At 69.1% G+C, this 19,503-nt stretch carries 21 protein-coding genes and 1 pseudogene; 6 read left to right on the top strand and 16 right to left on the bottom strand.

Annotated elements, in window-relative coordinates; all coding sequences use genetic code 11:
- Positions 1–21 precede the first annotated feature (21 nt).
- Positions 22–705, bottom strand: a complete 684-nt coding sequence (locus JCM7685_RS07895) for a M48 family metallopeptidase (RefSeq protein WP_074966292.1) — start codon at positions 703–705, stop codon at positions 22–24.
- Between the two features lie 147 nt (positions 706–852).
- Here JCM7685_RS07895 and JCM7685_RS07890 point away from each other — a divergent pair, with 147 nt between their 5' ends.
- Together JCM7685_RS07890 and JCM7685_RS07885 are read left to right on the top strand one after the other, a co-directional pair.
- A complete protein-coding gene (locus JCM7685_RS07890; RefSeq protein ID WP_074966239.1) occupies positions 853–1,176 on the top strand; it encodes a TIGR02300 family protein in 324 nt (107 codons plus the stop codon).
- 48 nt (positions 1,177–1,224) lie between these two features.
- The gene (locus tag JCM7685_RS07885) at positions 1,225–1,728 is read left to right on the top strand and encodes an NUDIX hydrolase (protein WP_408634306.1); all 504 of its coding nucleotides are present in this window, start codon (positions 1,225–1,227) and stop codon (positions 1,726–1,728) included.
- Positions 1,729–1,969: 241 nt separating this feature from the next.
- Here the strand turns inward: JCM7685_RS07885 and JCM7685_RS07880 are convergent.
- Positions 1,970–2,801, bottom strand: a pseudogene (locus tag JCM7685_RS07880) (IS5 family transposase).
- Between the two features lie 249 nt (positions 2,802–3,050).
- Between JCM7685_RS07880 and JCM7685_RS07875 the strand changes: the two are divergent.
- On the top strand, positions 3,051–4,241 hold the full coding sequence (locus JCM7685_RS07875; protein WP_083412555.1) for an AI-2E family transporter: 1,191 nt from the start codon (positions 3,051–3,053) through the stop codon (positions 4,239–4,241).
- A gap of 82 nt (positions 4,242–4,323) precedes the next feature.
- Here JCM7685_RS07875 and hflC read toward each other — a convergent pair whose 3' ends face one another.
- The 4 genes from hflC to rpiA all read right to left on the bottom strand — a co-directional run bounded on the left by hflC (position 4,324) and on the right by rpiA (position 8,866).
- The gene (gene hflC, locus JCM7685_RS07870; RefSeq protein ID WP_074966238.1) at positions 4,324–5,430 is read right to left on the bottom strand and encodes a protease modulator HflC; all 1,107 of its coding nucleotides are present in this window, start codon (positions 5,428–5,430) and stop codon (positions 4,324–4,326) included.
- Complete coding sequence (gene hflK, locus JCM7685_RS07865) at positions 5,430–6,656, bottom strand: FtsH protease activity modulator HflK (RefSeq protein WP_074966237.1); 1,227 nt, start codon at positions 6,654–6,656, stop codon at positions 5,430–5,432. The genes hflC and hflK overlap by 1 nt, the downstream gene beginning before the upstream one ends.
- A 66-nt stretch (positions 6,657–6,722) precedes the next feature.
- Positions 6,723–8,123, bottom strand: a complete 1,401-nt coding sequence (gorA, locus tag JCM7685_RS07860) for a glutathione-disulfide reductase (RefSeq protein WP_074966236.1) — start codon at positions 8,121–8,123, stop codon at positions 6,723–6,725.
- Complete coding sequence (gene rpiA / locus JCM7685_RS07855; protein WP_408634327.1) at positions 8,120–8,866, bottom strand: ribose-5-phosphate isomerase RpiA; 747 nt, start codon at positions 8,864–8,866, stop codon at positions 8,120–8,122. The genes gorA and rpiA overlap by 4 nt, the downstream gene beginning before the upstream one ends.
- 154 nt (positions 8,867–9,020) lie before the next feature.
- Between rpiA and JCM7685_RS07850 the strand changes: the two genes are divergently transcribed.
- The 3 genes from JCM7685_RS07850 to JCM7685_RS07840 are packed head-to-tail and all read left to right on the top strand — an operon-like array spanning position 9,021 to position 11,129.
- The gene (locus JCM7685_RS07850; RefSeq protein ID WP_074966234.1) at positions 9,021–10,163 is read left to right on the top strand and encodes a bifunctional 2-C-methyl-D-erythritol 4-phosphate cytidylyltransferase/2-C-methyl-D-erythritol 2,4-cyclodiphosphate synthase; all 1,143 of its coding nucleotides are present in this window, start codon (positions 9,021–9,023) and stop codon (positions 10,161–10,163) included.
- Positions 10,164–10,167: 4 nt separating this feature from the next.
- Positions 10,168–10,665, top strand: coding sequence for a phosphatidylglycerophosphatase A family protein (locus tag JCM7685_RS07845; protein WP_074966233.1), 498 nt, complete (start codon positions 10,168–10,170; stop codon positions 10,663–10,665).
- A complete protein-coding gene (locus tag JCM7685_RS07840; RefSeq protein ID WP_074966232.1) occupies positions 10,662–11,129 on the top strand; it encodes a CinA family protein in 468 nt (155 codons plus the stop codon). The genes JCM7685_RS07845 and JCM7685_RS07840 overlap by 4 nt, the downstream gene beginning before the upstream one ends.
- Here JCM7685_RS07840 and JCM7685_RS07835 read toward each other — a convergent pair.
- From JCM7685_RS07835 to JCM7685_RS07790, 10 genes are all read right to left on the bottom strand, one after another.
- A complete protein-coding gene (locus JCM7685_RS07835; protein ID WP_074966231.1) occupies positions 11,126–12,169 on the bottom strand; it encodes a threonine aldolase family protein in 1,044 nt (347 codons plus the stop codon). The genes JCM7685_RS07840 and JCM7685_RS07835 overlap by 4 nt on opposite strands.
- Positions 12,166–12,606 carry a YcgN family cysteine cluster protein gene (locus tag JCM7685_RS07830; RefSeq protein ID WP_074966230.1) on the bottom strand — a complete coding sequence of 147 codons (441 nt, stop codon included), beginning with the start codon at positions 12,604–12,606 and terminating at the stop codon, positions 12,166–12,168. Before JCM7685_RS07830 ends, JCM7685_RS07835 begins: the two co-directional genes overlap by 4 nt.
- Positions 12,606–13,535 (bottom strand): bifunctional riboflavin kinase/FAD synthetase, encoded by a 930-nt coding sequence (locus JCM7685_RS07825; protein ID WP_074966229.1) that lies wholly within the window; start codon positions 13,533–13,535, stop codon positions 12,606–12,608. Before JCM7685_RS07825 ends, JCM7685_RS07830 begins: the two co-directional genes overlap by 1 nt.
- Positions 13,536–13,564: 29 nt before the next feature.
- Positions 13,565–14,008, bottom strand: a complete 444-nt coding sequence (locus JCM7685_RS07820; RefSeq protein ID WP_074966289.1) for a MaoC family dehydratase — start codon at positions 14,006–14,008, stop codon at positions 13,565–13,567.
- Between the two features lie 103 nt (positions 14,009–14,111).
- Positions 14,112–14,981 (bottom strand): TIGR01459 family HAD-type hydrolase, encoded by an 870-nt coding sequence (locus JCM7685_RS07815; RefSeq protein WP_074966228.1) that lies wholly within the window; start codon positions 14,979–14,981, stop codon positions 14,112–14,114.
- Between the two features lie 25 nt (positions 14,982–15,006).
- Complete coding sequence (locus JCM7685_RS07810; RefSeq protein ID WP_074966227.1) at positions 15,007–15,927, bottom strand: manganese-dependent inorganic pyrophosphatase; 921 nt, start codon at positions 15,925–15,927, stop codon at positions 15,007–15,009.
- A gap of 65 nt (positions 15,928–15,992) precedes the next feature.
- Entirely contained in the window at positions 15,993–16,634 is a 642-nt protein-coding gene (locus tag JCM7685_RS07805) for a DUF1345 domain-containing protein (RefSeq protein ID WP_074966226.1), read from the bottom strand.
- Positions 16,634–16,969 (bottom strand): nuclear transport factor 2 family protein, encoded by a 336-nt coding sequence (locus JCM7685_RS07800; protein ID WP_074966225.1) that lies wholly within the window; start codon positions 16,967–16,969, stop codon positions 16,634–16,636. The genes JCM7685_RS07805 and JCM7685_RS07800 overlap by 1 nt, the downstream gene beginning before the upstream one ends.
- On the bottom strand, positions 16,959–18,002 hold the full coding sequence (locus tag JCM7685_RS07795) for a TraB/GumN family protein (RefSeq protein WP_083412553.1): 1,044 nt from the start codon (positions 18,000–18,002) through the stop codon (positions 16,959–16,961). The genes JCM7685_RS07800 and JCM7685_RS07795 overlap by 11 nt, the downstream gene beginning before the upstream one ends.
- Positions 17,999–19,330, bottom strand: coding sequence for a glycosyltransferase family 4 protein (locus JCM7685_RS07790; protein WP_074966223.1), 1,332 nt, complete (start codon positions 19,328–19,330; stop codon positions 17,999–18,001). Before JCM7685_RS07790 ends, JCM7685_RS07795 begins: the two co-directional genes overlap by 4 nt.
- Between the last annotated feature and the right edge of the window lie 173 nt (positions 19,331–19,503).

Below are 19,503 nucleotides of genomic sequence, written 5' to 3'. Positions count from 1 at the left end.
AAATTCGCCGGCGTCAATCCGTCAGTTGCGGAAACGCCAGGCCAGCAACTCGTGGCCGTGGCTGCGCAGCCAGGCGCGATGGCGGGCATGGTCGGGCATCAGCCGCGCCGTGGCGGCCCAGAAGGCGGGGGAGTGGTCCATATGCGCCAGATGCGCGACTTCGTGCGCGGCGACATAGTCCAGCACCTCGGGCGGCGCCATGGCGAGGCGCCAGGAGAACATCAGCCGGCCGTCATGGGTGCAGCTGCCCCAGCGCGAACGGGTGTCGCGCAGCGCCAGCGCGCGAAAGCGGCGTCCCAGCGCCGCCGCATGGCGATCGCAGGCGGCAATCAGTCGGGCCTGGGCCAGATGCTTGAGCCAGGCCTCGACCACCACCCCTGCCGGCCGGTTCTGCGGCACCATCAGCCGGTCGCCGGCCAGTTCGACCCGGCGGGCGTCTGTGGGCACGATCAGCCGCGGCAGCCCCTCGACCGGCAGGGCGGCGCCGGGCGCGACCGCCTGCAGCAGGGTCATGCCGGCGCGGGTCTGGCGCAGCCATTCGGCCCGCGATTCGGCAAAGGCCTGGCCGTCGCGCAGGCTGGCGCGGCTGGGCAGCGTCAGCACCACCTCGCCCCCGGCCCGCGCCACGCGCAACGTCATCCGCCGCGCCCGGGCCGAGCGGCGCAGCGTCACCGGGATGTCGCCCCCGACCAGAATCCTGTCCATCTTCTCCTGCATCTTGCGACGGCCTGCCTTGGGGGCCATGTTTCCATCGCCCGGCCGCCCCTGCGCAAGGGGAAAAGCCTTTGACAGCCCCGCGCGGCTATGGCAGGGGACAGCGGATTTACCTGAACGCGGCAGAAAGAGAATACCATGCCCAAAGAGGAATGGGGCACGAAACGCCTTTGCCCCCATTGCGCCACGCGCTTCTACGACCTGACCAACGACCCGATGACCTGCCCCGCCTGCGGCGCCACCTTCACGGCGGAAAGCCTGACCAGCGGCCGCTCGCGCTCGCTCATCTCGGAAAAGACCGCCGCGCGCGACCAAGAGCAGAACGATCTGGTCGATGAAGAGGATCTGGACGACGACGCCGATTCCGGCGATCTGGACGACGATCTGCTGGACGACGACGACGACGACGGCGACGTGTCGCTGGACGACATCGCCGACGTGCCGGATTCGGACGACGAATAGGCCGGCGCCGCCCAAGGCACCGCCCGCGCGCCCCGGACGGCACCCGCCGTGCCGGGGCTTTTTCATGGCGAGGACAGCATGCGGATCATCGACCGCCAGGCCATGCGGGCCATCCTGCTGACGCCCCAGGACCGGGTGCTGCTGATGCGGGTCGATTACGGCAGCGGCGACTGGTGGATCACGCCCGGCGGCGGCACCGAGCCCGGCGAGACGCCCGAAGCGACACTGCGGCGGGAGTTGCACGAGGAACTGGGCTTCGCCCTGCCGGCGCCCGGTCCCCTGGTCTGGCGGCGTCGGGTGCTGATGCGCTTCGGGCCTCAGTGCTGGCGCCAAGCCGAGGATTATTTCCTGGTCGAAACCGCCCAGTTCCAGCCAGAGATCCAGAACGCGCCCGAGGCCGGCCGCATCCGCGAATTCCGCTGGTGGAGCCTGCCCGAGATCCGCCACAGCTCGGAACGGCTGGCGCCGGAGCGGCTGGCCCGGATCGTCATGGACTATCGCGAGAACGGCCCTCCGGACGGACCGCTCGGGTTGGAGATCGTCGAGGAGTGACGGAGAGGGCCTGCGGCCTCATGAAACAGGAGTTAGCTCCGCAAGGTGGCAGGCCCTTGACATAGTGGCCCGGATCAAGACAGCGGGACTCCGCACCGATCCTCATTGGCGGGCGCTCGATCTCCCGGCCCGCATGATCTCCTGCAGCCGCGCCCGCGCCAGCGCGGCTGTCAGCAGATTGCCGTAATCTGGATAGGCCCGGTATCCTCATCCTAGACTTCAGGCTCATTGATGGTCAAAGTCAGAAGAGGATAGTTGTGGCGATGGCGATGGCGGAGAGGAAGGTCTTTGCCCATTGAAAGTCGTGGGTGGCGATGTATGAGGCGGGTCGGAAAACAGTCCGGGGGACTGTTTTTCCGACGATAGGCCAGTCCTTCAACCTGCCGAACATGATTGCGATGCGGTCGCGGCGCTTGCCGTATCTGACGGCCTTGCCGCACGACTTCCGACCGAGGATGCAGGGCTTTCTCCCCTTGTCTTTCAAGGCTTCCCTGAACCGGTCGGCATCGTAGCCCCGATCGGCGATCAGCCATTCGGCACCAGGCAGGCTGCCGAGCAGGGCCGCAGCACCGGTGTCGTCCCTCTGACTTGGCCCGCCGCCATGAAGAACCTCAGCGGCCGGCCCTGCGCATCCGTGTCGGCGTGCAGCTTTGCGTTCGGCCCGCCCGTCTTCGGGGAAACAGTCCCCGGACCGTTTTCCGGCCCTCGGACTGCGACCGATCAGACGGCCGCGTTGTCGTCGCCCCCCTTTTTCGCCCGCAGGCTCGAAGCCGTGCGGTGCACCTTCAGGCAAGTCGCGTCGATCATGACGACCTTCTCCTTGCCACCTTCGGAAGCCAGCCCCTCCACGGGCGAAGACGCCCCTGTCGCCCATCGCTTCCAACGGTTGCAGAGGGTCTTGGGCGGGGCCATGCTCTCGGGGGGCGTCACACCATCTCGACCCGTTGCGATTGACGAAGATCATGCCGCTCGGCACGCGTCGATCATCAACGCGGGGCTTGGCATGGCTTTCCGGAAAGAACAGGCTCGAGCCGTACCATCTGCTCGTGGGTGGGACAGAAAAGGTTGTTCATCATCTCTCCCTATCAGGGCGGGAGCTGGAATCACCGCGAACGGGAAGCCTCACTTAGATCAAAGGGTCATGAGCCGGGACAGGGCATGGCCGTCACGCCTGCGATATGCGGCAGGGCCAAACCCGCGCCAAGCCGCCGCGGGGCAAGGACACCCGCCCGCCCGGCGCCATTCCGGCTTGCAGCCGCGGGCGATCTGTTATCTCGTTGCGGCACGACGCGCCGCCGCGGCGCCGGACAGGACCGGAGACAATGACGACAGGCGAAATGCCGGAAACAGACCCAGATCCCCAGATCGCTTCCACGCGCGGCCTTTCGCGCCAGCCGCGCCAGACCGGGCTGCGGCTGCACCGCCCGCCCCTGGTGACCAATATCTCGGCCGCGCGCTGGCTGCTCTTGGCCATCGTCGTGGCCTCGATCTATTTCTTCCACGGCTTCCTGGTGCCGGTGCTGGCAGCGATCGTCATCGCCCTGGCCAGCTGGCCGCTGCGCAACCGCGCCGCCTTCGGGCTGAACCTGGGCCGGACCGGAGCGGCGGCGCTGATGGTGCTGGTGCTGGTCTGCTTCCTGGTCGTGCCCATCGCCATGGCGCTGGTCTATGCCTTCCGCGAATTGCGCGACTGGATCAGCTGGGCGATCATGGTGAATTCCGCGGGCACGCCGACGCCGCGCTGGATGGTCGAGCTGCCGCAGGTCGGCGACTGGCTGGACGTCAACTGGCAGACCTATATCGGCCGGCCCGGCGGCATTTCCGAGATCGTGCAGCTGGTCTCGGGCTCGAACATCGGTGCCATCTACCGCGGCGCCATCACCGCAGGGTCGCTGGCCTTTCACCTGGCGCTGACGCTGCTCTTCATGCTGATCACGCTGTTCGTGCTCTATCGCGACGGCGACAAGTTCGTGGCGCAGCTGGACCGCATCGGGCTGCGCATCCTGCCCGACCGCTGGGGCCGACTGTCGCGGGTGGTGCCGGCGACCATCAGCTCGACCGTGACCGGGATGACGCTGATCGCCATCGGCGAGGGGGTGATCCTGGGCGTCGCCTATTGGCTGGCCGGGGTGCCCTCGCCGGTGACCTTCGGCGTCATCACCGGCTTCATGGCGCTGATCCCGGGGGGGGCGCCTTTGTGCTTCACGCTGGTCTCGGCCTATCTGGTGGCCAGCGGCTCGCCGGTGCAGGGCACGGCGCTGTTCGTCTGGGGCACCTGCGAGCTGTTCGTGGTCGACAAGACCATCCGGCCGGTGTTGGTCGGCGGGCCGGTCAAGATGCCCTTCCTGCCGACCTTCTTCGGGCTGATCGGCGGGGTGAAGACCATGGGCATCGTCGGGCTGTTCGTCGGGCCGGTGCTGATGGCGCTGCTGGTCGCGATTTGGCGCGAATGGCAGCGCGAGGTCGCCGAGGACGAGGCGCGGCGCGCCAGCCTGCCGGCCGAGCCCGAATAGTACCGCCGATACCGGCATGAGAAAGGCGGGGCGCCGCTGGGGGCGCCCCGCCTTTTCATTTTCCCAATTCCGCGACCCGCGCTCAGTTCGCCGGGGCGGCCTCGGGCGCCGGAGGCACCACCGGCTCTTCCTGCGGCGGGCTGGCCAGGGTTTCCGGCAGCGGCGTCAGGGTGACACCGGCGCTGGAGCCCAGGGGCTCGCCCTCGCGGTTGGTTTCGGTGGGCGCCGGCGTCTCGCCCGGCTGCAGCGCGCCTTCGGTGCCGGCATCGGCCGAAGGTTCCGCCGCCGGTGCCGGCACCGGCACCGGATTGGCGCGGTCGGCGCCGTCGCTGCGCAGATAGTCGAAGAACTCTCCTTCCGGCTGGATCACCAGCGAGCTGTTCTCGCCCTTCAGCGCCCGCTCGTAGGAGGTCATCGAGCGGGTGAAGCTGAAGAACTCGGGGTCGCGGCCGAAGGCGGCGGCATAGATCGCGTTGCGCCGCGCATCCGCCTCGCCGCGCACCACCTCGGCGCGCTTGCGGGCCTCCGAGGTCAGCTCGACCACAGTGCGGTCGGCGGCGGCACGCACGCGCTGCGCCGCCTCGCCGCCGCGGGCGATCTCGTCGGCGGCCTCGCGTTCGCGCTCGGCCCGCATCCGCGCATAGGTCGCGGTCAGGTTCTGCTCGGGCAGGTCGGTGCGGGTCAGGCGCACGTCGATGACGCGGATGCCCAGGTCCCTGGCGTCGTCGCGCGCCAGGTCGCGGATGCGGTTCATCAGCGGCGTCCGGTCGTCCGACAGCACCGTGGTCGAGGGCACCGAGCCCAGCACCTGCCGGATGGCATTGGTCACGATGGGTTCAAGCCGACGCTGCGCGAATTCGATGCCGCCCGCGCCCACCGCGCGGCGGAACTGCACCACGTCGGTGATCTGCCAGCGCGCGAAGGCGTCCACCACTAGGCGGCGGTCGTCCAGCGGCGTGACCTCCATCGGCGGAGTCGGCAGGCCCAGGATGCGGGCGTCGTATTTCACCACATTGTCGAGGAAGGGCACCTTGATGCCGATGCCCGGCTCTTCGCGCACCTCGACCACTTCGCCGAAGCGCAGGACCAGCGCCTTTTCGCGCACGTCGACGATATAGAGCGACGAGACCACCAGGACGGCCACCACCACCAGGAAAGGCAGCGCCAGAAGGGAAATCGCACGGTTCATCACTGGTTCCCCCCGCCGGTATTGCCGTTGCCGTTCGCCGCCGCGCCGCTGCGCAGCTGATCCAGGGGCAGATAGGGCACCACGCCCTGGCCCGCCTCGCCGTCGAGGATGACCTTGTTCACCCCGCCCAGAACCTTCTCCATGGTTTCCAGATACATCCGGCGCCGCGTCACCTCGGGCGCCTTGACATATTCGTCATAGACCGAGTTGAAGCGCGCGGCCTCGCCCTCGGCATTGTTAACGGCTTCGGCGCGATAGGCCTCGGCGCGTTCGATCACGGCCGCGGCCTCGCCGCGTGCGTTGGCCAGCACGCGGTTCGCATAGGCGTCGGCCTCTTTTTCCAGCCGGTCGCGTTCCTGCTGGGCGGCCTGCACCTCGCGGAAACTGTCGATCACCTCGCGCGGCGGGTCGGCGCGGTCCAGGTTGACGCGCAGCACGTTGATGCCGGCCTCATAGTCGTTCAGCGTGTTCTGCACCGCCAGCTTCAGGTCGTCGGCAATGGCGCCGCGGTCGCGGTTCAGGATCGGCGCCAGTTCCGAGCGCGCCACGATGTCGCGCATCGCCGATTCCGCCACGGCGCGGATGGTGTCGTCCGGATCGGCCAGGTTGAACAAGAATTTTTCCGGATCCGAGATGTTCCACACCACCTGATAGGCCATGTCGACGATGTTCTGGTCGCGGGTTAGCATCAGCCCCGAATCCATCGGTCCGGCGCGGCCGGTGCCGATTTCCGTCGTGCGCTCGCCCGAGACCTGCACCACCTCGGCGGTCACCACCGGCCAGGGCGCGAAGTTCAGGCCGGGCTCGCCGGTGCCGACGGGCTTGCCGAACAGCAGTTCGACCGCGCGTTCCTCGGGCTTGACGGTGTAGAAGCTGCTGAAGGCCCAGACCGCCACCACCGCCAGCGCGGCAATGCCCCAGGCGCCCCGGCTCATCTGGAACTGCGGGCCCGACCGGCGCGGGCCCGAGCCGCGCGGACCGCCGCCGCCGCCCTTGCCGCCCATCAGCACGCGCAGCTTGTCCTGGCCCTTGCGCACCAGCTCCTCGATCTCGGGCATCTGCTCGCCCCGGCGCGGGCCCTGCGGGCGGTCGTCGCGGCCGCCCTGGTTGTTGCCGCCGGCACTGCCCCAGGGGCGCGGACCGCCCTTCTGATCGCCCTCCTGCGGCGGCTGCTTGCCGCCCTTGCCGTCATCTCCGCCGCCGCCCCAGGGGCCTTGTCCTGCCATGCGTCTCGTGCCTCGCTCTCGTTCTCTTGTATCTCTGGTTGGAAACTGGTGCCTTCGGCCGAAAAATCAAGCCGATGCGGCATGTTTGTCGGTTTTGTCATCGCCGATGCGCCGCGTGGGCTTGCGCATGGTGACCAGTTCCTCGGCCAGGGTCGGATGCACGGCGATGGCGGCGTCGAAATCGGCCTTGGTGGCGCCCATGCCCATGGGCACCGCGACCATCTGGATCATCTCGCCCGCCTCGGGGCCGAAGATGTGGCAGCCCAGCACCTTGTCGGTTTCCGCATCGACGATCAGCTTCATCACCGCCCGCGCGTCCGAACCCGCGAAAAGCGAGCGCATCGGCCGGAAGCTGGCGACATAGACCAGCGCGGGTCCGCGCGCCGCGGCCTGTTCCTCGGTCAGGCCGACCGAGGCCAGCTCGTGCGGGCGGGTATAGACGGCGCTGGCGACCAGCCCGTGATCGACCTGGCGCGGCTTGGCACCGAAGACGGTGTCGGCAAAGCTGTGCCCCTCGCGGATCGCGACCGGGGTCAGGTTCACCCGGTCGGTCACGTCGCCAACGGCGAAGATCGAGGGCACCGAACTTTGCGACCATGCGTCCACCACGATCTCGCCGCGGCCACCCAGACGGACGCCGGCCTCTTCGAGCCCCAGCCCCTTGGTATAGGGCGCGCGGCCGGTGGCGAACATCACCGCATCGAAGGTCTCGCTGCCGCCGTCCTCGAAATCGACGCGCAGGGCCTCGCCCTCGCGCTGCAGCCGCGCCGGGTTGGTGCCCAGCCGGACGTCAACGCCGATCATGCGCAGCTGCTCGGTGACATGGCGGCGCATCTCGGCGTCGAAGCCGCGCAGCACCGCGTCGCCGCGATAGGCCAGCACCGTCCGGCTGCCCAGCCCCTGCAGGATGGTGGCGAATTCGCAGGCGATGAAGCCGCCGCCGACCACCAGCACCCGGCCCGGCAGCGTGTCGAGCGTGAACAGGTCGTCCGAGATCAGCCCCAGCTCCTCGCCCGGGATGCCGGGCAGCGAGGGCCGGCCGCCGACCGCGATCAGGATGTGCTTGGCGGTCAGGCGCTGGCCGTCGGCCAGTTCCACGGTATGGGCGTCGGCCAGCCGGGCGCGGCTCTTGTGGACATCGACATCGGCCGCGACCAGCCCGCCGGTATAGGCGCCCTCCAGCCGGGTCAGTTCGGCATCCAGCTTGTGGCGGAAGGCCTGCCAGTCGAAACGGCCAGCCTCCGCGCCCTGCCAGCCATAGCCGCGCGCCTCGGCGGCATGGGCCTCGGCCTGGCTGGCGAAGATCATCAGCTTCTTGGGGACGCAGCCGCGGATGACGCAGGTGCCGCCCATGCGGCTTTCCTCGGCCAGCCCGACGCGGGCGCCGTATTCGCTGGCCGCGATCCGCGCCGCCCGCACCCCGCCCGAGCCGCCGCCGATGACGAAAAGATCGTAGTCGAAAGTCATGCCATGTCCTCGCGCCGCAGTTCCACCACCGAGCCGTCCGGGCGGCCGATGATCGCCAACTGGCAGATATTCAGGAAAAGCCCGTGTTCAACCATGCCGGCGATGGAGGACAGCTCCGCCGCCAGCGCCTCGGGATCGGGGATCGCCTCCAGCGCCAGGTCCAGCACAAAATTGCCCTCGTCCGTCAGCAGCGGCTGGTCGCCGCGCTTGCGACGCAGGATCGGGCGCTGGCCCAGGTCCAGACGCTCCAGCGCCCGCTGGATCAGCGTCCGGGTGGCCTGCCAGCCGAAGGGAATCACCTCGACCGGCAGGTGAAAGGCGCCGAGCCGGTCCACGACCTTGCCCTGGTCGGCGATCACCACCATCCGGTCCGAGGCGGTGGCGACGATCTTTTCGCGCAGATGCGCGGCGCCGCCGCCCTTGATCAGGTTCAGGTCCGGGTCCACCTCGTCGGCGCCGTCGATGGTCAGGTCCAGCCAGCCGATCTCGTCCAGCTCCTCGACCTTCAGACCCAGCGAGGTCGCAAGCTCGGCCGTGGCCTTCGAGGTCGCGGCGCAGCGCAGATCGAAACCCTCGGCCGCGACGCGCTGCGCCAGGCGGCGCACGAAGATCGCGGCGGTCGAGCCGGTGCCCAGCCCCAGCCGCATCCCCGGCTGGACCAGCGCCGCGGCGGCGCGGGCGGCGGCATCCTTGGAAAGATCGGTGGCGGCGGGGTCGGTCATGGGCGGTTCCTTCGCGGGGATCGGGCGCCCGTGGCGGGCGGTCGGCAACCTTATACGCGCAAGCTTGGCCCTGGGCCATGGCCGGCGACGATTTTCCCCCCGACTTTCCCGTGCGGCGAAAGGCTGCGGCGGGGGTGATTGCCTCGCCCGCGCGGCTGACCTAAAGCTGGCGGGCATGACGATACCCGACACATATGCCGCCATCATCACCGCCGCCGGCCGCGGCTCCCGCGCGGGCGAAGGGCCGCCCAAGCAGTGGCGCAGCCTGTCGGGGCAGTCGGTGCTGGCCCGCAGCATCGCGGCCTTCGCGGATTTCCCGCGCATCGTGGTGACGCTGGCGCCCGAGGACATGGCCCAGGGCATCGCGGAACTCTCCGGCCCGGTGACGCTGGTCGCGGGCGGCGCCACGCGCAGCGAAAGCGTGCGCGCGGCGCTGGAAAGCCTGGAAGGCAGTGGCGTGACCCATGTGTTGATCCACGACGGCGCCCGGCCGCTGGTGCCGGACGCGGTGATCCGGGGCGTGGTCGCCGCGCTGCAATCCGGTGCCCCCGCCGCCGCCCCTGCCCTGCCCGTCACCGATGCGCTGTGGCGGGCCGAGGACGGGCGCGTCACCGCCACCGCCAGCCGCGACGGGCTGATGCGCGCCCAAACCCCGCAGGGTTTCGCGCTGGACGCGATCCTCGCCGCGCATCGCGCCGCCCCCGAGGGCGCCGCCGACGACGTGGAACTGGCGATCCGTGCCGGCCTGCCGGTGACGGCGACCCCGGGCGACGAGGACAATCTGAAGATCACCTATGGCGCCGATTTCAAGCGCGCGCGCCGGATTCTGGAGGGGACCATGGACATCCGCCTGGGCAACGGCTTCGACGTGCACGCCTTCACGGCGGGCGATCATGTCTGGCTGTGCGGGGTGAAGATCGCGCATGACAAGGCGCTCCTGGGTCATTCCGACGCCGATGTCGGCATGCACGCGCTGACCGACGCGATCTATGGCGCGCTGGCGCAGGGCGACATCGGCCGGCATTTCCCGCCCTCGGACCCGCAATGGAAGGGGGCCGAGAGCCATATCTTCCTGCGCCACGCCGCGGAACTGGCGCGGCAGATGGGCTATGAAATCTCGAATGCCGACGTGACGCTGATCTGCGAGCGGCCCAAGGTCGGCCCCCATGCCGGCGCCATGGCGCTGCGCCTGTCCGAGATCGTCGGCGTCGAATTCGACCGCATCAGCGTCAAGGCCACCACCTCGGAACGGCTGGGCTTTACCGGGCGCGAGGAAGGCATCGCCGCCATCGCCACTGCAACCCTGATCCGCAGGTGACGCCATGGAAAACCTGATCGCCACCTTCTTCGGCATCGGCCGGCTGCGCCCCGCGCCCGGCACCTGGGGCTCGGCCGCCGCCGTGGTGCTGGGGGTCGCGGCTTACGAATGGCTCAGCCCGTGGCTGGTGCCGGCGGGCTTCGTGCTGGCCACACTCGCCGGCTTCTGGGCGGTGCCGAAGGTGCTGGCCCGCAGCGCCGACAAGGATCCGTCCTGGGTGGTGATCGACGAGGTCGCCGGGCAATGGCTGGCGATGTGCTTCACGGTGATCCCGCTGGCGCGGCACGGCGTCTCGATCCTGGACGCCTGGCCGGGCTATGTCGCGCCCTTCCTGCTGTTCCGGCTGTTCGACATCTGGAAGCCCTGGCTGGTCGGACGCGCCGACCGGCGCGGCGACGCGACCGGGCTGATGCTGGACGACCTGTGGGCGGGCTTGTTCGCCGGCGTGGTCGCGGTCATCCTGGCCGGGCTTTACCACGGGTTCCTGGAGCCGATGCTGTGACCGATCCCGCCCTTGTCCTCGACCTGGCACGCCGGCGCGGCGTGATGATCGCCACCGCCGAAAGCTGCACCGGCGGGCTGATCGCGGGACGGCTGACCGATGTGCCGGGGTCGTCGGATGCGGTCGATCGCGGCTTCGTCACCTATTCCAACGCCGCCAAGATCGAGATGCTGGGCATCCGCCCCGAGACGCTGAAAGCCCATGGCGCCGTCAGCGAAGAGATCGCCGCCGAGATGGCGGCCGGCGCGCTGGCGCGGTCCCGTACCGGCATCGCCGTGGCGGTGACGGGCATCGCCGGGCCCGGCGGGTCCGAGCACAAGCCCGAGGGCCGGGTCTGTTTCGGCATCGCCGATGCGGCAGGCGTCAGGACCGAGACGGTCGAGTTCGGCCCGCGCGGCCGGGCCGAGGTCCGGGCCGCGACGGTCGCGCATGCGCTGGCACTGCTGGCGGCGGCGCTGCGCTAGGAGAGCGCCCTCAGCGCCCCCTCGACATCCTCCAGCCGCGTGTCCCAGCCGCAGACCAGCCGAATGCTGACCGGATCCTCGCCGGTCTCGTCCTGGGTATGCGGCCAGAGGTGATAGCAGATGCCGCTGGCGCAGGCCCGGCGATGCAGATCGCGCGGGATGGTGGCAAAGACCGAATTGGTCTCGACCCGCTGGTCGATGCGCACGCCCGGCAGCCGCGACAGCCCCAGCGCCAGCTCATGCGCCATGGCATTGGCGTGGCGCGCCAGTTGCAGCCACAGGTCGCCCTCGAGCCAGCCCAGCACCTGCGCCGACAGGAAGCGGTGCTTCGAGACCAGCCCGCCGCCGCGCTTGCGGCGAAAGCCGAATTCCTCGGACTTGGCCGGGTCGAAGATCACCACCGCCTCGACCGCCATGCAGCCGTTCTTGGTCGCACCCAGGGACAGCATGTCGACGCCGGCGCGCCAGGTCAGGTCGGCCGGCGCCACGTCGAGGCCCGCCAGCGCATTGGCGAAACGCGCGCCGTCCATGTGGACGCCCAGGCCGGCCTCGCGGGCGATGGACGCCAGCGCCGCGACCTCGTCGGGGCTGTAGGCGGTGCCCCATTCGGTGGCATTGGTCAGGGACAGCGCGGCATTGACCCCGGCATGCACGCCCTCGCGGCCATGGACGACCAGCGTCTCGGCCAGCGCCTCGGGGGTGATCTTGCCGCCGATGCCGGGGATGCCCACCAGCTTGGCGCCGCCGGTAAAGAACTCGGGCGCGCCGGTCTCGCTGGTCTGGATATGCGCGGTCTCGTGGCAGAAGACCTTGCCCCAGCCCGGTGCCAGCAGCGACAGCGCCAGCGCATTGGCCGCCGTGCCCGAGGTCAGGAAATGCACCGCCGCCTCGGGCGCGTCGAACAGTTCGCGCACCCGGTCCTGCGCCGCGTGGGTGATGCGGTCCGCGCCGTATGAGGGGACATGGCCCTCGTTCGCCGCCGCCAGGGCCGCCATGATCCGGGGATGCACGCCGCCGGCATTGTCCGAGGCAAAATTCATGACAGATCCTCGATGATGTAATCGTCCCAGTCGTCCTCGGTCACCGAGGCCTCGCTGACGGTCCAGCCGCGCACCGAGGCGCCGGCGCGATGGATCGATTCGCGGTCCCCCGAGATCAGGTAGTGCCAGTCGTAGAGCGGCTTGCCCTCGGCACGCAACCTGTAGGCGCAGGTCGAGGGCAGCCACCAGGTGATCTCGCGCAGCTTCTTGGGGGTCAGGACGACGCAATCGGGAACGAAATCATGACGGTTCGGATAGCTCGAACATTGGCAGCTTTCGCCGTCCAGCAACCGGCAGGCGACCCGGGTAAAGGCCAGCTCGCCGGTGTCCTCGTATTCGATCTTGTTGAGGCAGCATTTGCCGCAGCCGTCGCACAGCGCCTCCCATTCGTCGCGGGCCAGCGACTTCAGCGGCAGTTCCCAGAACCGGGGGCGCATCAGCGCGTCGCCAGGATCTCGCGCGCACCCTGGCTGTCGCGGTTCATCTGCGCGACCAGTGCGTCGAGGCTGTCGAACCTGGCCTCGGGGCGCAGGTATTCGACCAGCGCCACCGACAGGTGCTGGCCATAGAGATCGGCGTTGAAGTCGAAGATATGCACTTCCAGGTTCGGGCGGTTCTCGCCGAACATCGGCCGCACGCCCAGGCTGGCCACGCCCTTGTAGCTGCCCCGGTCGGCGCCGGTCAGCACATCGACCAGCACGGCATAGACGCCGAAGCGCGGCAGGTGCAGCCCCTCGACCGCCATGTTCGCGGTCGGATAGCCCAGGTCGCGGCCGCGCTTGTCGCCGTGCAGCACCTCGCCGTCGATGCGGTGCCAATGGCCCAGCATGCGCTCGGCGTCGCGGCTGCGGCCCTCGGCCAGCGCCTTGCGGATCGCGGTCGAACTGTATTCGACCTCGCCGTCGCCGATCAGCGGCGCGACGGTGGTGCCGAAGCCCAGGTCGCGGCCCAGCCGGGCCAGCGTCTGGGCATCGCCGGCCCGCTTGTGGCCGAAATGGAAGTCGGCGCCGACGGTGACATGGCGCACGCCCAAGCCCCCCACCAGCACCTCGCGGGCGAAATCCTCGGGCGACAGGCCCGCCAGCACCGCGTCGAAGGGCAGTTCGTACAGGTGATCGACCCCCAGCCGCGCCAGGCGGTTCGCCCGCGATTCCGCGTTCATCAGCCGGAAGGGCGGCGTGGCCGGGACCAGGAACTGGCGCGGATGCGGCTCGAAGGTGATGACGCCCAAGGGCGCGTCGCAGGCCGCCCGGGCGGCGTCGATTACCGAACGGTGGCCCAGGTGGATGCCGTCGAAATTGCCCATGGCGACCGTGGCCCCGCGGGCATCGAGCGGCAGAGCTTTCCAGTCGTGATGGATGCGCAAGGGGCCCCCGTGGGCCGCAGACCGGCCCGTCAGTCGAATTTGCGGCTTGGCGCCAGAACGACCGCCTCGCCTTTCAGGACGACCGTATCGCCGACGAGGCAGCGGGTTGCAAGGGTCACGCGGCGTTTCGCATGGTCGATGGCCTCGACCGTGACCTCGGCGCGCACCAGATCGCCCGGACGCACGGGGGCCATGAATTTCAGCGTCTGACCCAGATAGACCGTGCCGTGGCCGGGCAGCTGTTCGCCGATCACCGCCGAGATCAGCCCGGCGGTCAGCATGCCATGGGCGATGCGGCCCTCGAAGATGGTGTCCTGGGCATATTCCTCGTCCAGATGCACCGGATTGCGGTCGGTCGAGACCTTGGCGAACATCTCGATATCCTCGTCGGTGACCACCTTTTGCAGGTAGCGCATCATCCCGACCTCGAGATCCTCGATGACGATCGTGCCGCGCGGAAGATTGTCCAGCATCATTCACTGCCCCTGGTGAGTAGCTTCATGCTGCATAGCAGCAATGAAGCCGTCGCGCAATAAAATAATGTCTCCAGGCAGGAATGGGATCGATTGTTACCGGCTAGCGCAGCCGGCCCATGGCAAAGCGCGGGGCCTGCATCCGCATCGCCAGCCATTCCTGCAGCCGGGCGGGATCGGGATTCTCGACATCGGTGCCGAATTCGGTGGCGGCAAGGCCGCCGGTGACGAAGATCGCGTCGATTCCCTCGCCCGCGGCGCCCGCAATGTCGGTGGCGATGCCGTCGCCCACCGCCAGGATGCGGGCCGCGTCGTCAAGACCCAGCCGGCGCCGCGCCAGGTCGTAGATCGGCGCATGCGGCTTGCCGAAATACAGCACCTCGCCGCCCAGCCCCTCATAGAGTTCGGCCAGGGCGCCGGCGCAATAGAGCCGCTTCTCGCCCAGGTCCACCACCACGTCGGGATTGGCGCACAAGAGCTTCAGCTTGCGCTCGCGCGCCAGGAACAGCCGGGTGTGATAGTCTTCCGGCGCCTCGGTCAGATCGTCGAAGAGACCGCAGCAGACGATGCCCTCGGCCTCGGTCAGCGGCACCCGCTGGATCGGCGGGGCGTCCTGCCATTCCTCGGGGATGTCGGCGAAGAAGCCCTCGTCCTTGGGCTGGGCGATGGCCCAGACCCGGCGGCCGACGGCGCCCGCGAACATGGCATCCTGGGCCGCGTCGCCCGAGCTGACGATCTCGTCCCAGGCGTCGCGCGGCACGCCCATGCGGTCGAGTTGCTCGGCCACGTATTTGCGCGGCCGCGGCGCGTTCGTCATCAGCACCACGCGCCCGCCGCCGCGGCGGAAGTCCTGCAGCGCGGCGACGGCGGCCGGGTATGGCGCCCGGCCGTTGTGCAGGCAGCCCCAGAGATCGCAGAACAGCACGTCGTAACCGGAGCCGATCTCGTCGAGCGAGCGGATGATCTGGGTCATCGGGGACCTTTCCTGTCGGTGTGGATCAGACCGCCAGCGCGGGGATGATCTGTTTCTTGCGCGACATGATGCCCGGCAGAACCACGAGGTCGCCCGAGACGGTAGCGTTGAAGCTTTTCTCGGCCACGGCCTTCACGAAGTCGTTCGGGACCAGCAGCGTGGCCTGTTCGTTCAGGATGTCGACGATGAACAGCAGCACCTCGTCGGCGCCGTCGGCCGCCGCGACGCCCGGCATGGCCGCCATCAGCGCGCCCTTGCGGTCCAGAAGCACCTGCGGCGCCGTGGTCTCCAGCACCGAGACGCGCAGCTGCTTGCCGCCGAGTTCGTATTCCTTGCTGTCCATGCGCAGCAGGGCTTCCTCGGTAAAGGCGGACACGTCGGACTTGGCCGCGAACATCTCGGCCGCGTATTCGGGGATCGAGACGTCCAGGTCCCTGGCGATCTTCTCGGCCACGAAACGGTCGTGCGGCGTGGTGGTCGGGCTGCGGAACTCCAGCGTGTCCGACAGGATGCAGGTCAGCATGGCGCCCTTGACGCCGCGGGGGGCGCGGGCCAGGTCCTCGTCGCCGATCAGGTCGTGCATGATCGTCGCCGTGCAGGCCAGCGGGCGGATGGTGACGTTGATCGGCAGCCGGGTCTTGATGCCGCCGGCCAGCAGGTGGTGGTCGATGATCTCGATCACCTCGGCGGCGTTGATCGAATCGGGCAGCTCGGCCGGGTTGTTGGTGTCCACGACCACGCATTGCTCGCCCGGCGCGACGTCGGCGATGATCTCGGGCTTGTCCAGGTTCCACCTGGTCAGCATCCAGGCGGCCTCGGTGTTCGGCTCGCCCTGCAGGACGGCTTTCGCCGGCTGCTTGCGCACCTCGGACAGATACCAGGCCCAGATGATGGGCGAGCCGGTCGAGTCGGTGTCGGGGGCCTTGTGGCCGAAAACCTTGATCATGCTGATCCCCTGATGTTGGGCGGAAATTTTGCGCGGGTTATAGGCCGCGGGCCGGGGAATGTCTATCAACCCAGGCTGATCGCGGCGTTCACCGCCAGCGCCAGCAGCACCGTGTTATAAAAGAACGAGAAGGCCGAATGGAGCACCGTGACCCGCCGCATCCGCGTGTCGAGCGCGCTGACATCCGCCGTCTGCGCCGTCATGCCGATGGTGAAGCTGTAATAGATGAAGTCCCAGATCCCGGCCTCGTCCTCGGACTCCATGCCGGGAAAGCCCAAGGCGCGCCTTTCGCGCCCGTCCGGGCCGCGGGCATACCAGAGGCTGGCGTAGTGAAAGGCCATGACCGTGTGGATCATCGCCCAGCCCAGCGGCACCGAGACCAGCGCGAAGGCCGGCCGCAGCCAGAAGCCGGAATGCGGATCGCGGATCGTCAGCAGGATCGCGAGCAGGCTGATCGCCACCGTGCCGAAGGCGATGGGAACGATCACGCTCATGCCCTCGTCGTCCAGGTCGGCATGGCCGCGCATGATCTCGACGGTCATGCGCCGGATCAGAAGCCCGGTCAGCAGCAGGTAGCTGAGGCAGAAGGTGACCGAAAACAGCAAAAGCCGGTCCAGCGCCTGCATCCGCCACGCCCCCAGGCCCACCGCCAGCCCCAGCGCGAAGCTGAGCAGGAAGCGCAGGTGTCGCCGCAGGTCGGCGAGCATCAGAGCGGCGTCTGCTGATGCTGGACGATGCGCCAGTCGCCGTCGCGGCGGATCCAGGTGGTGGTGCAGAGCGCGCGATAGGTCTCGGCCCCGGCGCGGCGCGCGGTGGCGCGATAGGCCAGCACGCAAAGCTCGTCGGTCTCGATGCTGGCGCGGTCGCTCATGGTGACCTCTTGCCAGCGCGGGGCCGAGGCCAGGCTTTCCACCGCCCGGCGCCGGGTCAGGATACCGGCGGGCGCGAAGGCCATCAGGCAGGCCTCGTCCAGCTTGCGCGCCGTCTCGGCCGCGCCCGCCAGCCAGAAATCGCGTTCCTCGCGCCAAAGCTCATCGGCCATCGCCTGTCCTCTCCACCGTGACCGGGCTGATGGTCCAGCCCCTTTGTTCCAGCAGCCGCAGCACGCCGTGCCGGCCCGGCAGGTGCAGCGCGCCGAAGCCCGCGACCACCGCCTTGCCTTCCCCGGCCGCCTGCCCCGCTGCCTTCTCAATGGGTTCGATCCAGCTTTCGTTCCGCTGGTCCATCAGCTTTTCCTGCGCCAGCCGCATCTGCGCATCCACCTGGGCCCGGGTCAGGCCGGAGTTGTCATAGGCGTCGAAGCGGCCGAATTCCCAGATCATCCAGCTGTCGCCGGCAAAATAGGCGTCGGCCAGGGTGGTGGCATAGTCGTCGGCATATTGGGCGGCGGGCATGGCGGCGCGGATCATGTCCTCTTCCTCTTCGGCGCTCATGCCCTCGAAAAGCGAGAAGACGGTGTCCCAGGGCTCCAGCGCCCGCACCGGCACCTGCGCCGCCTGGGCGCGGGCGATCAGCAGGTGGTCGAGGCCGCCGGCATCGCCGCGGGTCTCGACGATCCGCTTCATGCAGGGCGAGATGCCCAGCATCACCGCGACATACCAGGGCCGCAGCCGGCTGGCGATCACCGCGGGCAGGCCCCGCTCGTCCAGCGCCTGGGACAGCGCCTTCCATTCCTGCGCGTCCAGCCGCTCGGGCAGGGTCGGGCCGGTCGCATCCAGGATCAGCGTCGGATCGGCGGTCATCGCCTCGGCCAGCTTCGCCTCTTCCTCGGGGCCGGCCTCGACCAGCAGGGCGGAGGCGCGGTCGATCTCGGGGCCGAAGCGGGCCATGGTCAGGTCGTGGCGCGGATCGGCGAAGTGATAGGTGCCCAGCAGCAGCACCCGCCGGCCGTCCTTTTCCGCCTGCCAGAACAGGCCCTTGTGGTTCGGGATGTCTTCGGTGGCGCCGCGCAGTTCGGCCAGCCGCGCGGGCGGCATGGCGTCGAAAAGATTGCGGCCCGCGCAGTCCTGCGCCGCCGCCGGCAGCGCCAGCGCCATGGCGGTGACGAGTGCGGCGAGGTGCCGGCGCAGGCTCAATCGTAATCCCCCCGGTCGCGCACCGGCCGCCCGGCCAGCAGGTCGCGGTAATAGAGCATCGTCTCCTGCGCCTTGCGGTCCCAGGGATACAGCGTTTCGGCATAGGACTGCCCCGCCGTCGCCTGAGCCGCCGCCGTCGCCGGATCGGCCACCGCCCCGGCCAGCGCCTGCCGGAACGCCGCGACATAGCCCGGGTGCTCGCGGATCGGCACGGTCACGCCGCGGCCGCGCCCGGCCAGATGCCCCGGCGCGCCGTAATCGGCGACGAAGCAGGTCATGCCACAGGCCATGGCCTCGATCACCACGCCCGCACCCAGTTCGCGAATCGACGGGAACACGAAGCCGTCGAAGTCGCGCATCATCTGCGCAAGTTCGGCCTGGCTGCGGCGGCCCTCGAAATGCACAATGTCCTGCAGCCCGCGGCTGGCCACGATCTCGCGCAGCCGCGCCATCTCGGGACCGTCGCCGACGATATGCAGGCTGTGACCGGCAAGTTCGGGCGCATCGGCAAAGGCCAGCACCGCCACGTCGGGCAGCTTGTAGGGCACCAGCCGGCCCGCGAAGAGAAAGCGATAGGGGCCCGGCCCGACAAAGGCCGGCGCCTTGCGCGCGGCGTGAAAGATCGCCGGGTCGTAGCCGATCTCGGGAAAGTTCACCACGCGGCCCGGCGCCAGCGGCCGCAGCTCCTGCATGGTATGTTCGAACCCCGCCAGCACCAGCGCGGCGCGGGCATAGGTCTTGCGGGCATAGGGCAGATGCTTGGCGACGTTGCGCAGGACGCGCAGCCGCTCGCGCTCGCGCTTCTGTTCGCTGCGGAATTCGCGCGGCCAGGGCAGGTTGCCGTTCAGCGGACCGATGACGAAGGGCACCGCCAGCTTGCCGGCGATGTAGCTGGGCAGGGTCGGCGTCATCGGCGTGATGCGATGCACCAGGTCGAAGCCCCCTGCCCGCAGTTCCTTGCGGAAATGCTTCCACGCCTCGCGCTCGAAGGCCAGATAGGGCAGGTATTGCATGATCATGTTGGTGGACCAGGCCACCTCGGAGCCGCCGCGCAGCCAGGTCGCCAGCCGATAGATCGGCGCGGCGACGCGTTCGTTGTCCAGAAAGACGAATTCGACGCCCGGCTGCGGCCCGGCCTTTTCGATGTTCTCGCGGTTGCGGACATGGGTGGCGACCACGACCCGCGCCACCCGGCCAAGCGCCAGGGCGTATTTGTAGCCCACGATCGGCAGCGACGGCCATTCCGGGTTGCAGTCGTCCGCCAAGAGCAGGATCGACAGCCTTTTATCGTTCCCGCCCGATTCCCGCGCCAAATCCGTCCCGGCCATCCGCAACCCTTACTGGGGCCCGCGCCCCCTGCTGAGATTTTTCGCCGCGACGCGGCGATACCCCTTGAAAATCCGACCAAAATCCCCTGATCCCGGCGCCGGCAGCCTAGCACGCGGAACAAATCGCGGTAAAGCCGCCAAGGGCGTTGACAGCCGCGGCGACGATGCCTAGA

This window comes from Paracoccus aminovorans, from assembly GCF_900005615.1.
GTDB lineage: Bacteria > Pseudomonadota > Alphaproteobacteria > Rhodobacterales > Rhodobacteraceae > Paracoccus > Paracoccus aminovorans.
The sequence above is the reverse complement of the archived record's forward strand: the minus strand, read 5'-3'. Positions and strand labels throughout refer to the sequence as shown.

Excerpts from the sequence above, each read along its gene's own strand:
- JCM7685_RS07890 (WP_074966239.1), top strand. The coding sequence starts at position 853 with ATGCCCAAAGAGGAATGGGGCACGAAACGCCTTTGCCCCCATTGCGCC.
- hflK (WP_074966237.1), bottom strand. The coding sequence starts at position 6,656 with ATGGCAGGACAAGGCCCCTGGGGCGGCGGCGGAGATGACGGCAAGGGC.
- hflC (WP_074966238.1), bottom strand. The coding sequence starts at position 5,430 with ATGAACCGTGCGATTTCCCTTCTGGCGCTGCCTTTCCTGGTGGTGGTG.
- JCM7685_RS07805 (WP_074966226.1), bottom strand. The coding sequence starts at position 16,634 with ATGCTCGCCGACCTGCGGCGACACCTGCGCTTCCTGCTCAGCTTCGCG.
- JCM7685_RS07835 (WP_074966231.1), bottom strand. The coding sequence starts at position 12,169 with ATGAATTTTGCCTCGGACAATGCCGGCGGCGTGCATCCCCGGATCATG.
- JCM7685_RS07800 (WP_074966225.1), bottom strand. The coding sequence starts at position 16,969 with ATGGCCGATGAGCTTTGGCGCGAGGAACGCGATTTCTGGCTGGCGGGC.
- JCM7685_RS07790 (WP_074966223.1), bottom strand. The coding sequence starts at position 19,330 with ATGGCCGGGACGGATTTGGCGCGGGAATCGGGCGGGAACGATAAAAGG.
- JCM7685_RS07850 (WP_074966234.1), top strand. The coding sequence starts at position 9,021 with ATGACGATACCCGACACATATGCCGCCATCATCACCGCCGCCGGCCGC.
- JCM7685_RS07830 (WP_074966230.1), bottom strand. The coding sequence starts at position 12,606 with ATGCGCCCCCGGTTCTGGGAACTGCCGCTGAAGTCGCTGGCCCGCGAC.
- JCM7685_RS07820 (WP_074966289.1), bottom strand. The coding sequence starts at position 14,008 with ATGCTGGACAATCTTCCGCGCGGCACGATCGTCATCGAGGATCTCGAG.
- JCM7685_RS07895 (WP_074966292.1), bottom strand. The coding sequence starts at position 705 with ATGGACAGGATTCTGGTCGGGGGCGACATCCCGGTGACGCTGCGCCGC.
- JCM7685_RS07815 (WP_074966228.1), bottom strand. The coding sequence starts at position 14,981 with ATGACCCAGATCATCCGCTCGCTCGACGAGATCGGCTCCGGTTACGAC.
- JCM7685_RS07875 (WP_083412555.1), top strand. The coding sequence starts at position 3,051 with ATGACGACAGGCGAAATGCCGGAAACAGACCCAGATCCCCAGATCGCT.
- gorA (WP_074966236.1), bottom strand. The coding sequence starts at position 8,123 with ATGACTTTCGACTACGATCTTTTCGTCATCGGCGGCGGCTCGGGCGGG.
- JCM7685_RS07810 (WP_074966227.1), bottom strand. The coding sequence starts at position 15,927 with ATGATCAAGGTTTTCGGCCACAAGGCCCCCGACACCGACTCGACCGGC.
- JCM7685_RS07845 (WP_074966233.1), top strand. The coding sequence starts at position 10,168 with ATGGAAAACCTGATCGCCACCTTCTTCGGCATCGGCCGGCTGCGCCCC.